This is a genomic window from Shinella sp. GW821-FHT10F02 (assembly GCF_058809275.1).
Map to the genome: position 1 here is coordinate 361,835 of NZ_JBXASL010000008.1, position 12,835 is coordinate 374,669.

The following is a 12,835-nucleotide window of genomic DNA, read 5'->3' on the forward strand; positions in this document are numbered from 1 at the left end:
TATATTAACGGCATGGAAACGCCGAAGAACCCCCTTTCGATCGACACCCGCATTCGCGAAGGCCTTTCGCGCGTGGGCATGGTCCTGCGCGTCGACGAGTGGAACCGGGCGAAGGCCGCTGGCCTCAACCCGACGCAGCTTGCAATCCTGACATTGCTGGAAGGGCGCGAGAAGGACGGGCTTGGCGTCAAGGAGATCGCCGCCCATCTCGGCGTCTCGCAGCCGACCGCGACGGATTCGATCAATGCGCTGGAGCGCAAGGGTTTTCTCGCAAAGCGGCAGGGCGCGGCCGACAAGCGCGCGGTCAGCGTTGTGCTGACGGCCGAAGGTGCTTCGGCGCTGCGCACATCGGACACGGAGGATGGCCTCGCCGCCCAGGCGATCGGCGCCCTCGACGACGGCGAGCAGGAAGACCTGCTCGTCACCCTGATCAAGATGATCCGGCGCCTCCAGGAGGCCGACGCGATCCCCGTCCAGCGCATGTGCGTGACCTGTCGCTATTTCGCGCCCTTCGCCCATGCGGATGCGGCGCGGCCCCACCATTGCAAATTCGTCGACGCGGCCTTCGGCCAGCGGGAACTCCGCATCGATTGCCGCGATCACGTCGAAGCCGATCCCGCCTCCCGGGCTGCCACCTGGGATGCATTTCAAACGGGATAATCCAACCCCCTCCAGGCAACGAAAGGAAATTTCGCATGTTCGGCAGATTTTTAACCGGCGCAGTCATCGCCGGAACGGCATCGCTATGGCTGGCGACGGCCTCCGCCCATTCCATCAAGGCGGAGCCCGCTGAAGCGGTCCAGGCCTCTTTCGACATCATCGAGACGACGATCGCCACGAAGGGCGACAGCGCGATCTTCACCACCCGCGTGCGCGGCGAGGCCGGCAAAGACAAGCCCGATGCGACGGGCACGTTCGAAGGCTCCAGCGTCTATGCCTATGTCTGGCCGACGAGCCTCGATAGCGGCGAGATCGGCTTCGACAAGGGCCAGGGCATCGTCGCGCTCGCCGTCACCTTCCATCCGGATTTCGACGATGCGGCCTTTGGCGGCAAGAACCGCCATGTCTGGCATCCGCACTGGGTGGTTCTGGCCGAGGACAAGGCCTGCGGCGGCGGCCTCAAGGTCATCGACATTCCGGAAGGCGCAAAGCCCAAGGTGCCGGAGACGTGGCCCGGCGTACCGCTTCTGATCGACAGCCCGGACTATCCGACCAGCTTCAAGGGCGACACGGTCGACGTCGCCATTCCGCTGTCGCTGATCGGCGGCATCAAGGGTGCTTCCTATGACGGCGTGACCGCCGGCCTCAAGGTCAACGGCAACCTGCATGCGCCGCTGCTCTGCGTCAGCAACGTCTTCAAGGTGGCGTCCGGCAATCTGAGCCTGCCCGGCAAGGTCGCGCCCACCGAATGATTTAGAGCGCAGCTCGATCTGATTAAATCAGATCGGCGCTCTAAATCCTTCTTTTTGAAGCATAATCTTGTCGATCCTCGTTTCACTCCGGTCGGATTATGCTCTCGCGTCGGTCCGGCGACTGCCATCGCCGGACCGACAATTCCTCCCCTCCAGGCAATGGAAAGAAAGAACATGACAAGGATTACCCGTATCGACCCCCGCCAGCAAGGAGGCGACCATGTCCCAGCCTGATGCCCGGCCTCTTGCCCCGGAACTGGCCGTCAGCGCCTGGTTCAACACGCCCGGTCCGCTGACGCTGCAAGGGCTGCGCGGCCGGCCGGTTTTCCTGCACAGTTTCCAGCTGCTCTGCCCCGGCTGCGTGGCGCAGGCCATTCCGCAGGTGCAGCGCATCGAGCGCGTCTTCGCCCATACCGACCTGCAGGTGATCGGCATCCACACGGTCTTCGAGCATCATGCGGCCATGTCGCCGGTAACGCTGCAGGCGTTCCTGCACGAATACCGGCTGAAATCGCCCGTCGCCGTCGACCTTGCGGAAGAGGGTTCCGACATTCCCGTGACGATGCGGCGCTTCGGGCTGCGCGGCACGCCGTCTTCCGTGCTGATCGGGCGCGATGGCACCATCCTGCACCAAGTTTTTGGCGTGGAGGACGACATCGCCGTGGGTGCGCGGATCGCCATGGCGCTCGCCGACCCCGTTCCGGTGCGGGCTGGCGAGACGGCGGATGCGGACGATGGGTGCGCCGACGGCCGCTGCGCGGCGCCGTTGTTCTCATGACGGGCGTTGCCCTGCTCAGCCTTCGCGTCGGTGCAGTGGCGCCGCTTGGCGCCCGCGGCGTGCCGAGCGGCATCGCGAAATCGGCGGTGGCGGGGCCGCTTGCTCTCTCGTTGACCGGCTTCCGGGGTGACGCGCAGGGCGATACGGTGCGGCATGGCGGGCCGGAAAAGGCCGTGCACCACTATCCCTTCGAGCATTATGCCGCCTGGGCGCGCGATCTCGGCGCGCATCCGTTGCTGACCTTTCCCGGCGCCTTCGGCGAGAACATTTCGACCGCCGGGCTCACCGAAGACACCGTGGCGATCGGCGATGTCTTTGCGCTTGGCACGGCCGTCGTCGAGGTGAGCCAGGGCCGGCAGCCGTGCTGGAAGCTGAACGAGCGTTTCGGCCGGGCCGATATGGCGCGCACGGTTCAATCGACCGGGCGCACGGGCTGGTATTATCGCGTGCTCCAGCCCGGCACCGTCACGCCCGCGGACCGCCTGACCCTGCTCGACCGCGCGGCACCGGAATGGACGCTCGCGCGCATCTGGCGCGCCTTCTATATCGACACGCTCAACCGCGAAGAGCTTGCCGGCATCGCCGCGCTGAAGCCGCTTGCCGCCGGCTGGCAGGCCCATGCCGCCCGGAGGCTGGAAAGCAACCGGATCGAGGACTGGACAAGGCGCCTCACCGGCTCCACCTAGGCTCTGCGACGCTATCGCCCTTTCGGCCGGATGCGGCGCGGGTTAAGACTGATCTTCACCGTCCAGTCGCCGGGAGACGCTGCATGACCGACGCCCAGCCCATCATTCTCAGCCGTGACGAAGCGGGCGAATTCCTGCTGCCGGCGGAAATGCTGGCCGCGCGTTTCGGCTGGCCGACACAGACGCTGCGCGACATGATGCGGCGCGGCTTCGTCGCATCGCGCGTCGAGCGTGGCGAGGGGGAGGATGCGGGCCGCTGGCGGCTGACCGTGCGCTGCGGCAACCGGCGCTGGCAGGCGATCGTCGAGGCGGACGGCACCGTCGGCACGCAGCGCATCGAAGTCATCCCCTCCGCGCCGCCGCGCACGGGGCGCTGACATTCAGTCGCCGAGAAGCTGGCGGTCGTCGCCGTCGCGGCGGCTCACCAGTTCCTCCTTGATGCTGCGCAGCGTCTTCAGCGCCTTGGCCCTATCGGTATAGGCGACGAGATTGGCCAGCATGTCGATGACCGCCAGATAGGCATAACGCGTCGAGGTTGGCCGAAAAATGTTCTTGCCCTCCGGCAGGTCGACGGAGATGACCACGTCCGCCGCGGTCGCGACCGGCGAGCCGCTCTGGGTGACGACGATGGTGGGGATGGCGCGCTTGCGCAGCAGGCCCAGGCAATGCACCAGCGCCGGATCGCGCCCAGTAAAGGACGATCCGAACACCACCGTGCCCGGCAGGGCGGCTGCGGAAATCATCGCGTTCATATTGTGGTCGTTCGAGGCATTGACGCGGCAGCCGAGCCGGAAGAGCCGGTTGTGCAGCTCGTTGACGATCATCGCCGAATTGCCGCTGGCGCCGAAGGCCTGGATGAAATCCGCGCCGCGCAGCAGGCGGGCCGCCGTATCGAGGGCTGCGAAATCGAGCTGGCGGTGCAACTGGAACAGTGCGTTCTGTGCCTTGGCGATGATGTCCTCGGCCACCTCGTCCGCCGTCTCGGTCGGGACTTCCGGCTTGACGTAGCGCAGGCCGACATAGGTGAGCCGGGCGAGTTGCACCTTGAAATCCGGATAGCCCTTGCAACCGAGCCGGCGGCAGAAGCGGGTGACCGTCGGCGGCGACACGCCGGCGCGCTCGGCAAGCTCGCCGATCGACGAATTGACGACGAAATCCACGTCCTCCAGGGCGAGTTGCGCGAGCTTGCGATCCAGCCCGGAAAGCCGGCCGTCCTCATCCGACAATGCGTGAAAAAGGTCCATCGGCTCTCCGCCCTTGCGCGATGCGTGAAAACGAATTTCTTATGCGTCAGTCATAACACAGTGCCGCTTCGCATCAATGGGTTTGGCATGAGGCTTCGCGGGCGGGGCCTTGCTTTTCTCAGGCGAAACGCCGGTATGGCAGACTTTGTGGCCATCCTCGCCTCGCTCCAGAGGTTGCGGTGTGTCCGATTTTTACAAGCGCAGGAGAAATATTTTTTCATAATTTCACCTCGAACGGCTGCAACGCCGAGGCGACGGCAGACGGCGCTGAAATTCCGACCCTCTTCGCCACCTTGCATTTTCAGGCCATTTTCACCGCTCGCACGCAGCGAAACCAAGGGTTGGCTTCGGAACGACTTGATATTCATAGAGGATTCGAAGTGCTCGCTCTGCGGCTGACCTCTCTGCGAAATTTTGCTGCGTGAAAATTCCTCTCTTTTCCGATCAACAAGAAAACAGATTACATTACTAGCGGTCCAAAGTGCACTCGATCTTGACTTTCTATGAAATTATCGCACTATCAGGAAAATAAATTACACCGCAGAAGCGGTGAAACAAGCAACGGGAACATTATCGGAAAGCCTCACGGCCGGACATGTCAGCGCCCTCACCGGCGGCTGATGGCGGCTGGGCATGTCTACGAGCTTCAACCCATTCGGACGGATCAACATGCGCATCTTCACGGCCTCGCTGGCGACCGAGACCAATACATTCTCCCCCGTTCCGACGGACATGAACGCCTTCAAGGCCGCCTTCTATGCGGGGCCGGGCGAACATCCCGACACGCCGACGCTCTGCTCCTCCGTCGTGCCGATCCTGCGCCGGCGCGGACGCGCCGAGGGCTTTACCGTCATCGAAGGCACTTCCTGCTGGGCGGAGCCGGCGGGGCTCATCCAGCGCAGGACCTATGAGACGCTGCGCGACCAGATTCTTGACGAACTGAAGGTTGCGCTGCCTGTGGATGCCGTCGTGCTCGGCCTGCATGGCGCGATGGTGGCGCAGGGTTATGACGACCCGGAGGGCGACCTGCTGTCGCGTGTCCGCGCCATCGTCGGCCCGAAGGTGCTGGTCGCCGCAGAGTTCGATCCGCACAGCCACCTGACGGCGCTGCGCGTCGCCAATCTCGACCTCATGGCGACCTTCCTCGAATTCCCGCACACGGATTTCGAGGAGCGCGGCGAACATGTCGTCGACCTTGCCTTGCGCACGCTGCGTGGCGAAATCCGCCCGGTCATCTCGACCTTCGACTGCCGCATGATTACCCTCTACCCGACCAGCCGCGAGCCGATGCGCTCCTTCGTCGACCGGCTGAAGGCGATGGAGGGCCGCGACGGTATCCTGTCGATCTCCGTCATCCACGGCTTCATGGCCGGCGACGTGCCGGACATGGGCACCCGCATCCTCGTCGTGACCGATGGCGACAAGGCCAAAGGCGAGGCGCTGGCGAAGGCGCTCGGCCACGAGCTCTACGCCCTGCGCCGGCAGGCAGCGATGCCGATGCTCGACACCGAGGGCGGGCTCGACCGGGCCTTGGCGGTGCGCACCGAGCGGCCGGATGTGCCGGTCGTCATCGCCGATGTCTGGGACAATCCGGGCGGCGGGGTGGCGGGGGATGCGACCCATATCCTGCGCCGGATGATCGAGCGCGGTTTTGAAAACGTCGCGGTGGCGACGATCTGGGATCCGATCGCCGTATCCTTCTGCCATGCGGCAGGCGAAGGGGCTGAGCTTGCCTTGCGCTTCGGCGGAAAATCCGGCCCGGAGGGCGGCGAGCCGCTCGACCTGCGGGTGACGGTGCAGGCGGTGTTCGATGCCGGCTGGCAAAGTTTTCGCAACAGCCGCGTGACGCTCGGCGCCGCCGCGGTGGTGCGCCCACTCGGCACGACCATCGACATCGTGCTCATCACCAGCCGCACCCAGACCTACCAGCCCGACATCTTCGCCAACCAGGGCATCGACTTCACGCGGAAAGCCTTCCTGCTGGTGAAATCGACCAATCATTTCCATGCCGGTTTCCAGCCGGTCTCCTCCGAGATCGTCTATGTCGCCGCGCCGACCTCCTACCCGACGGACCCGGCCACGACGGCCTATCGCAAGGCGAGTCTTACGCTCTGGCCGCGTGTCGCCGATCCGCTCGGACTGGAAAGCTGAACCACCTGCCGGACGGGAGCCGGCGTCAACGTTGAAAAAAGAGAGGGTTACACGATGAAAAGTGCATTGGTTCTCATGACATTGGCCGCACTTGCCGGCACCAGCAGCCTGGCGATCGCCCAGACCACCGACGGCGTGCTCACCGTCGCGACCATCGGCGAGCCGCCGACGCTCGACGCCATGCAGACGCCGACCGACATCGTGCTGACCATCGACCAGCACATTTTCGAGACGCTCTATACCTATGACACCGAATGGCGCTCCGTGCCGCTGCTCGCGGCCGCCATGCCGGAGATTTCCGAGGACGGCCTCACCTATCGCATCGCGCTTCGTGAAGGCATCAAGTTCCATGACGGCAGCGATCTCGACGCCAAGGACGTGACCGCCTCGCTGACGCGCTGGATGGCGGTGAATTCCAAGGGCAAGCAGGTCGCCGAAGTCATCGAGAGCCTTTCGGAAGACGGCGCGAACGCGGTCGTCGTCAAGCTGAAGTCGCGGTATGCGCCGCTGCTCGCCACCTTCTCGCAGGCCTCCATCATCATGCCGTCGGAGAAGATCGCCGATACGCTGACCGACTTCATCGGCACCGGCCCCTATGCGCTGAAGGAGCGCAAGCCCGACCAATATACCCAGCTCGTGCGCTTCGACGGCTACAAGTCACCGGAGGGCGAGCCCAGCAACTATGCGGGAAAACGCGAGGCGATCGCCAAGGAAATCCGCTTCGTGCCGGTGCCGGACGCCAATACCCGCGTCGAGGGACTGATCTCCGGCCAGTTCGATTTTGCGGATTCCCTGCCGGTCAGCGCCTATGAGCGCGTCGAGGCGAGCGGCAATGCCAAGCCGGTCATCTATGAAAACACCGGCTGGGCTTCGCTCAACATGAACATGAAGGAGGGCCTGCTCACCAAGAAGCCGCTGCGCCAGGCCGTGCAGGCAGCACTCAACCCGAACGACATGATGCTTGCCGCCTTCTCCGACGAGCGCTTCTTCAGCGTCGACGGCTCGATCTTCCCGAAGGGTTCGCTCTGGCACACGGAATCCGGCGTCGCGCGTTATGGCGAGGGCGATCCGGAGGCCGCCGCGAAACTGCTCGAAGAGGCCGGCTACGACGGCACGCCGCTGCGCCTGATGACCAGCCGCCAGTACGAATTCCACTACAAGATCGGCGAGGTCGCCAAGGCCTATCTCGAAGCCGCGGGCTTCAAGGTCGACATGCAGGTGGTGGACTGGGCAACGCTGACCACGCGGCGTGCCGACCCGAAGGAATGGGACATCTTCATCACCCATTCCAACTTCCCGGGCGACCCGACCACGATCAACACGATCACCGACAGCTATCCCGGCTGGTACGTCTCGCCGGAGAAGGCCAAGGTCGTCGCGACCTACATGGACGCCGTCTCCGACGCGGACAAGCAGAAGGCCTGGGAGGGAATCCAGGCGGTGATCTACGACGACGCGCCGCTCTTCAAGGCCGGCAATTTCAACGCGGTCACGGGGGTTTCCACCGGGGTTTCCGGCTACACGCCCACCTACTGGCCGCATTTCTGGAACGTAACCCCGAAGAAGTGAGGCCCTAGATCATGGTTCGGATCGCTCAGGCACTGTTGAAACGGCTGGGAGGCATGGCCATCGTGCTCGCCCTGGTCGTGACGGTGGTTTTCGTCATCGTCCGCGTGACGCCGGGCGATCCGGCCGCCGTGATGCTGGGGTCGGATGCGACCCCGGAGGACATCGCGCAACTGCGCACCAAGATGGGGCTCGATGCGCCGCTGATCGCCCAGTACGGCCAGTTCGTGCTGGGCATTCTCAAGGGCGATCTCGGCCAGTCGATCTTCCTCGACCAGCCGGTGACGACGGCGCTTGCGGCGCGCGCCGAGCCAACCTTCTTCCTCACGCTGTTCTCGATCCTCATTGCGGTGGGGATCGCGCTGCCGGTCGGCATCTTCTCCGCCGTCAAGCGGGGCACGCTGTTCGACCAGGTCGTCGTGACGCTCACCATGGTGGCGGCGAGCGTGCCGAGCTTCTGGCTCGGCCTCATCCTCATCCAGGTCTTCGCCGTCGGCCAGGGCTGGTTTCCGGCCTCCGGTTATGGCGGGCCGGACACGTCCTTCCTTGAGCGGCTGCATCATCTCGTGCTGCCGGCCGTGGCGCTCGGCATCGTCAATTCGGCGCTGATCACCCGCTTCACCCGCGCCGCGATGCTGGACGTGCTCGGCGACGACTATGTGCGCACGGCGCGCGCCAAGGGGGCGAGCGAACGGCGCGTGATCCTGAAACACGCATTGAAGAACGCCCTGATCCCGATCATCACCGTCATCGGCCTTTCCATCGCCATGCTGGTGGCGGGCGCGGTGGTGACGGAAACCGTCTTCGGCCTGCCGGGCGTCGGCAATCTCGTGGTCTCGGCCGTGCTGCGGCGTGATTACCCCGTCATCCAGGGCGCGCTGCTGGTCGTCGCGGCGATCTACGTGCTCATCAACTTCATCGTGGACATGCTCTACATCCTCGTCGACCCGCGGGTGCGCCTATGACGACCGCCTCCCTCCCCCTGCCCTTCACCGCCAGCCTGCGCCGGCTTTTCCGCAACCGTGCCATCCTCTTCGGTGCGATCATCCTCGCGGTGGTGCTCTTGGCGGCGATCCTCGCCCCTTGGATCGCGCCCTATGCGCCGAACAAGCTGTCGATCGTCAACAAGCTGAAGGCGCCGTCCTTCGCCCATGTCTTCGGCACCGACGAATTCGGCCGTGACATCTTTTCCCGCGCCATCTTTGCCGGCCGCATCTCGCTGCTCGTCAGCCTCGGCGTGGTCTCCATCTCCACCGTGCTCGGTGTACTCTTGGGGGTGACCGCCGGCTTCTTCCGCAAGCTCGACGCGCCGATCTCGCGGCTGCTCGATGCCATGATGTCCTTTCCGGATATCCTGCTCGCCATCGCGCTCGTCGCCGCCCTCGGCCCGTCGCTCACGACCGTCATCCTGGCGCTCGGCATCACCTATGCGCCGCGGCTCGCCCGCATCGTGCGCGGTTCCACGCTGGTGCTGCGCGAACTGCCCTATATCGAGGCCGCCGTCGCCATGGGCCTGCCGACCTGGCAGATCCTGACGCGCCATGTGCTGCTCAACCTCGCCTCGCCCATCCTCGTGCAGGCGACCTTCGTCTTCGCCTCGGCCATGCTGGCGGAAGCGAGCCTTTCCTTCCTCGGTGTGGGCGTTTCCACCGACATGCCGACCTGGGGCACCATGCTCGCCTCCGGCCGCGAATATATGAACAACGCGCCCTGGCTGATGGTGTTTCCGGGGCTGGCCATCGTCTTCTCCGTACTCGCCCTGCAACTGCTCGGCGACGGGCTGCGCGATCTGGTCGATCCGCGCCTTGCGAAGGAAAGCTGACATGACGGACACCGTGCTTTCGGTCGAGAACCTGACGACCTCGTTCAAGACCGCGGAGGGATGGCGCGCCGTCATCCGCAACATCAACCTGACGGTCGATGCCGGCGAAACCGTCGCCATCGTCGGCGAATCCGGCTCGGGCAAGAGCGTCACCGCGCTCTCCACCATGCGCCTGCTGCCGCCCGGCCGGGCGCGCTGCGAGGGCCGCATCCTGCTCGAAGGCCGCGATCTTTTGCAGGCAAGCGAGGCGGAGATGCGCGCGGTGCGCGGCGGCGTCATCGGCATGATCTTTCAGGAGCCGATGACCTCGCTCAACCCGGTCTTTACCATCGGCAACCAGGTCGCCGAGGCGCTGGTGCTGCACCGCGACCTCTCGTGGAAGGCGGCCGAGGCGGAGGCCCTGCGCCTGATGGAGCGCGTGCGCATCCCCGCGGCGAAATCCCGCCTGCACGAATATCCGCACAAGTTCTCCGGCGGCATGCGCCAGCGCGTGATGATCGCCATGGCGCTCGCCTGCCGGCCGAAACTACTCATCGCCGACGAGCCGACGACGGCGCTCGACGTGACCGTACAGGCGGAAATCCTCCATCTGCTGCGCGAATTGCAGCGCGAGGAGAACATGGGCGTGCTCTTCATCACCCATGACATGGGCGTGGTGGCCGAAGTCGCCGACCGCACCGTGGTGATGTTCCGCGGCGACATGATCGAAACCGGCCCGACACAGGACATCTTCGCCGCGCCGAAGGCGATCTACACGAAGGCGCTGCTCGCCTCCATTCCGCGCCTCGGCACGATGGGCGATGCGGCGGCGCCGCGCCGCTTTCCGGATGTCGATCCCGCGACGGGTCTCGCGACCGACGGCCGCGTCACGCAACCCGTTTCGGCAGACGCCAAGCCGATCCTGACGGTCGACAAACTCTCCGTGCGCTTCGCCCTGCCGCAGGGACAGATCCACGCCGTCGAGGACGTCTCCTTCGATCTTCGGCCGGGCGAGACGCTGTCGCTCGTCGGCGAATCCGGCTGTGGCAAGTCGACCACCGGCCGGGCGATCATGCGCCTCGTCGATCCGAGCGCCGGCTCCGTCGTCATCGACGGGCAGGACGTCACCAAGGCGGGCTCCGGCGTGCTGCGCGCCATGCGCCGCACCTCGCAGATGATCTTTCAGGACCCCTTCGCCTCGCTCAATCCGCGCATCACCATCGGCTCGGCCATCGCCGAACCCATGTTGGCACACGGCCTGCTGGGCCGACGCGAGGCGAAGGAGCGCGTCGCCGAACTGTTGGAACAGGTCGGCCTCTCGGGAGCGATGGCCGAACGGCACCCGCATGAATTTTCCGGCGGCCAGCGCCAGCGCATCTCGATTGCCCGCGCGCTGGCGCTCCAGCCGAAATTCATCGTTGCGGACGAGGCGGTCTCGGCACTCGACGTGACGGTGAAGGCGCAGGTGTCCAACCTGCTGCTCGACCTTCAGGAAAAGCACCGCCTCGCCTACCTCTTCATCTCGCACGACATGGCGGTGGTCGAGCGGGTCAGCCACCGCGTGGCGGTGATGTTCCTGGGCGAGATCGTCGAGATCGGCCCGCGCGCCGCGATCTTCGACAATCCGCAGCACGCCTATACCCGCCGCCTCATCGCCGCCGTGCCGATGCCCGACCCCACCCGCCGCGGCCACCAGCCGCCGCCGCTCAACGAGGAGATCAAGAGCCCGCTGCGCCCGCACGGCTACGTGCCGCCGAAGCGGGCCTATCGCGAGGTTTCGCCGGGGCATTTCGTGCAGGAAGCAGCCTAGAACAGCCGCATCGCTGCGGTGCCGGTGATGACGAGGGAGACGGCGATCATCAGCGGTTTCGTCGGCAGCCGCTTGACGATGAGGGCACCGAAGGGGGCCGCGAGCACGCCGCCGATGATCAGGCCGACCGCCGAGGAAAGCTCCGACCAGCCGAGCGCCAGGATGAAGGTGATGGATATCACCACCGTCACGGCGAACTCTGTGAGGTTGGTGGAGCCGATGACCTTTTTCAGGTCGAGACCGCGCCCCAGCAGGGTGCTGGTGACGATCGGCCCCCAGCCCCCGCCGCCCATCGCATCGAGCAGGCCGCCCGCGCCGCCGACATAGGGGGTGATCCAGTCGCGCACATCGCGCGGCCAGGAGGGGCTGAACGCCTTGTAGAGGATAAAGACGCCGACGGCGATGAGATAGACGGAAACGAAGGGCTCGATCGCCTTGGCATCGATGCTGGAGAGCAGATAGGCGCCGATCGCCCCGCCGATCATGCCCGCCGGCGCCAGCCGCGCCACCAGCCGCCAATCGACATTGCGGTGATAGGCATGCGACAGGCCGGAGGCCGCGGTGGTGAAACATTCCGTCGCATGCGTCATGGCGCTGGCGGTTGCCGGCGGAACGCCGACAGCCAGCAGGCTCGTGGTGGTCAGCACGCCGAAGGCGAGACCGAGCGCGCCATCCACGATCTGGGCGAAAAAGCCTATCACGACAAAGAGCAGCAGGTCCGCGGTCAGGTAATCCAGCATCGGCCTCTCCTCGCCTATCACGCGAAACGCTAGACGCCTTTTCGACCGTTTTGGTTCCACTACGGAACTTTTTGCACCATCTGCGATTGTAGGAGGAGAACAAGCACAAGGCAGGTTTCGATATGGACAGCGATCACAACTGGCAGATGCCCGTCGTTCTGGCCAATCCGGAAGCGCAAGCCTTCGTCATCGTGCGAAGCTCCGTCGAGGCGGCGGCCTATCTGCTGCAATTCTGGCCGAAACAGCATGGCATCGCCTTCTACAAGGCAATCCGCCTCTGTGCGGACGCGCTCGACGGCGACGTCGAGGACAACGAGGCGCGCGACGCCTTTCTGGAAGCCGCGCACGAGGCGAAGATCGCCATCACCCTGCACTGAGTAGCAGGCGGCAATTTCAGCGGCGGAAAATCTCAAACAGGACGGTGCGCGCGCCCATTCACATGTTTCGGCGGCTGATCATTCTCGTCCGGATTGGGGTCGGGATTTTCGTCCGGCAGCCGGTCGGGCTCCGGTTCCTCGATGGGCGGGCTGGGATTGTCGATCGGCGGCAGGTCGGGAATTGGGACCGGACCGGGCGTGGGCTCGTTGGGGATGATGGCCATGATGCCCTCCTGTTCACCCAACAAATCGGTGACAGCGGCAATTGTT

The 12,835-nt window shown here is 65.1% G+C and carries 14 protein-coding genes; 11 read left to right on the forward strand and 3 right to left on the reverse strand.

Annotated elements, in window-relative coordinates:
- The first annotated feature begins 12 nt into the window (after positions 1-12).
- The 5 genes from AC1RWL_RS25220 (at position 13) to AC1RWL_RS25240 (ending at position 3,253) form a co-directional block, all read left to right on the forward strand.
- Positions 13-660: a MarR family winged helix-turn-helix transcriptional regulator gene (locus AC1RWL_RS25220; protein ID WP_493095862.1), complete on the forward strand. Its 648-nt coding sequence runs from the start codon at positions 13-15 to the stop codon at positions 658-660.
- Positions 661-695: 35 nt separating this feature from the next.
- Positions 696-1,412 carry a hypothetical protein gene (locus AC1RWL_RS25225; RefSeq protein ID WP_493095863.1) on the forward strand — a complete coding sequence of 239 codons (717 nt, stop codon included), beginning with the start codon at positions 696-698 and terminating at the stop codon, positions 1,410-1,412.
- A 220-nt stretch (positions 1,413-1,632) separates the two neighbouring features.
- Positions 1,633-2,190, forward strand: a complete 558-nt coding sequence (locus AC1RWL_RS25230) for a redoxin family protein (protein WP_493095864.1) — start codon at positions 1,633-1,635, stop codon at positions 2,188-2,190.
- On the forward strand, positions 2,187-2,876 hold the full coding sequence (locus AC1RWL_RS25235) for an MOSC domain-containing protein (protein WP_493095865.1): 690 nt from the start codon (positions 2,187-2,189) through the stop codon (positions 2,874-2,876). The genes AC1RWL_RS25230 and AC1RWL_RS25235 overlap by 4 nt, the downstream gene beginning before the upstream one ends.
- Positions 2,877-2,959: 83 nt before the next feature.
- Positions 2,960-3,253, forward strand: a complete 294-nt coding sequence (locus AC1RWL_RS25240) for a DUF6522 family protein (RefSeq protein ID WP_493095866.1) — start codon at positions 2,960-2,962, stop codon at positions 3,251-3,253.
- Between the two features lie 3 nt (positions 3,254-3,256).
- On the opposite strand, the gene AC1RWL_RS25245 is transcribed toward AC1RWL_RS25240, so the two are convergent.
- Positions 3,257-4,120 carry a MurR/RpiR family transcriptional regulator gene (locus AC1RWL_RS25245; protein WP_319310186.1) on the reverse strand — a complete coding sequence of 288 codons (864 nt, stop codon included), beginning with the start codon at positions 4,118-4,120 and terminating at the stop codon, positions 3,257-3,259.
- 669 nt (positions 4,121-4,789) lie between these two features.
- On the opposite strand from AC1RWL_RS25245, the gene AC1RWL_RS25250 reads away from it, so the two are divergent.
- From AC1RWL_RS25250 to AC1RWL_RS25270, 5 genes are all read left to right on the forward strand, one after another.
- Positions 4,790-6,271: a M81 family metallopeptidase gene (locus AC1RWL_RS25250; RefSeq protein ID WP_493095867.1), complete on the forward strand. Its 1,482-nt coding sequence runs from the start codon at positions 4,790-4,792 to the stop codon at positions 6,269-6,271.
- Positions 6,272-6,346: 75 nt separating this feature from the next.
- Entirely contained in the window at positions 6,347-7,840 is a 1,494-nt protein-coding gene (locus AC1RWL_RS25255) for an ABC transporter substrate-binding protein (protein ID WP_493158514.1), read from the forward strand.
- 20 nt (positions 7,841-7,860) lie between these two features.
- Positions 7,861-8,802, forward strand: coding sequence for an ABC transporter permease (locus tag AC1RWL_RS25260; protein WP_493095915.1), 942 nt, complete (start codon positions 7,861-7,863; stop codon positions 8,800-8,802).
- Positions 8,799-9,659 carry an ABC transporter permease gene (locus AC1RWL_RS25265; RefSeq protein WP_493095869.1) on the forward strand — a complete coding sequence of 287 codons (861 nt, stop codon included), beginning with the start codon at positions 8,799-8,801 and terminating at the stop codon, positions 9,657-9,659. Before AC1RWL_RS25260 ends, AC1RWL_RS25265 begins: the two co-directional genes overlap by 4 nt.
- Before the next feature lies 1 nt (position 9,660).
- Positions 9,661-11,448 carry an ABC transporter ATP-binding protein gene (locus AC1RWL_RS25270; protein ID WP_493095870.1) on the forward strand — a complete coding sequence of 596 codons (1,788 nt, stop codon included), beginning with the start codon at positions 9,661-9,663 and terminating at the stop codon, positions 11,446-11,448.
- Here the strand turns inward: AC1RWL_RS25270 and AC1RWL_RS25275 are convergent.
- A complete protein-coding gene (locus AC1RWL_RS25275) occupies positions 11,445-12,188 on the reverse strand; it encodes a sulfite exporter TauE/SafE family protein (RefSeq protein WP_493095871.1) in 744 nt (247 codons plus the stop codon). The two genes, AC1RWL_RS25270 and AC1RWL_RS25275, sit on opposite strands and share 4 nt — an antisense overlap.
- A gap of 122 nt (positions 12,189-12,310) precedes the next feature.
- Here AC1RWL_RS25275 and AC1RWL_RS25280 point away from each other — a divergent pair, with 122 nt between their 5' ends.
- Entirely contained in the window at positions 12,311-12,565 is a 255-nt protein-coding gene (locus tag AC1RWL_RS25280; protein ID WP_369431682.1) for a DUF982 domain-containing protein, read from the forward strand.
- A gap of 32 nt (positions 12,566-12,597) precedes the next feature.
- On the opposite strand, the gene AC1RWL_RS25285 is transcribed toward AC1RWL_RS25280, so the two are convergent.
- Entirely contained in the window at positions 12,598-12,789 is a 192-nt protein-coding gene (locus AC1RWL_RS25285; protein WP_493095872.1) for a hypothetical protein, read from the reverse strand.
- Between the last annotated feature and the right edge of the window lie 46 nt (positions 12,790-12,835).

What these genes read in the sequence shown, in the direction of transcription:
- AC1RWL_RS25250 (WP_493095867.1), top strand. Translation starts at nt 4,790, where the DNA reads ATGCGCATCTTCACGGCCTCGCTGGCGACCGAGACCAATACATTCTCC.
- AC1RWL_RS25255 (WP_493158514.1), top strand. Translation starts at nt 6,347, where the DNA reads ATGACATTGGCCGCACTTGCCGGCACCAGCAGCCTGGCGATCGCCCAG.
- AC1RWL_RS25225 (WP_493095863.1), top strand. Translation starts at nt 696, where the DNA reads ATGTTCGGCAGATTTTTAACCGGCGCAGTCATCGCCGGAACGGCATCG.
- AC1RWL_RS25270 (WP_493095870.1), top strand. Translation starts at nt 9,661, where the DNA reads ATGACGGACACCGTGCTTTCGGTCGAGAACCTGACGACCTCGTTCAAG.
- AC1RWL_RS25230 (WP_493095864.1), top strand. Translation starts at nt 1,633, where the DNA reads ATGTCCCAGCCTGATGCCCGGCCTCTTGCCCCGGAACTGGCCGTCAGC.
- AC1RWL_RS25240 (WP_493095866.1), top strand. Translation starts at nt 2,960, where the DNA reads ATGACCGACGCCCAGCCCATCATTCTCAGCCGTGACGAAGCGGGCGAA.
- AC1RWL_RS25220 (WP_493095862.1), top strand. Translation starts at nt 13, where the DNA reads ATGGAAACGCCGAAGAACCCCCTTTCGATCGACACCCGCATTCGCGAA.
- AC1RWL_RS25280 (WP_369431682.1), top strand. Translation starts at nt 12,311, where the DNA reads ATGGACAGCGATCACAACTGGCAGATGCCCGTCGTTCTGGCCAATCCG.
- AC1RWL_RS25265 (WP_493095869.1), top strand. Translation starts at nt 8,799, where the DNA reads ATGACGACCGCCTCCCTCCCCCTGCCCTTCACCGCCAGCCTGCGCCGG.
- AC1RWL_RS25285 (WP_493095872.1), bottom strand. Translation starts at nt 12,789, where the DNA reads ATGGCCATCATCCCCAACGAGCCCACGCCCGGTCCGGTCCCAATTCCC.
- AC1RWL_RS25275 (WP_493095871.1), bottom strand. Translation starts at nt 12,188, where the DNA reads ATGCTGGATTACCTGACCGCGGACCTGCTGCTCTTTGTCGTGATAGGC.
- AC1RWL_RS25235 (WP_493095865.1), top strand. Translation starts at nt 2,187, where the DNA reads ATGACGGGCGTTGCCCTGCTCAGCCTTCGCGTCGGTGCAGTGGCGCCG.
- AC1RWL_RS25245 (WP_319310186.1), bottom strand. Translation starts at nt 4,120, where the DNA reads ATGGACCTTTTTCACGCATTGTCGGATGAGGACGGCCGGCTTTCCGGG.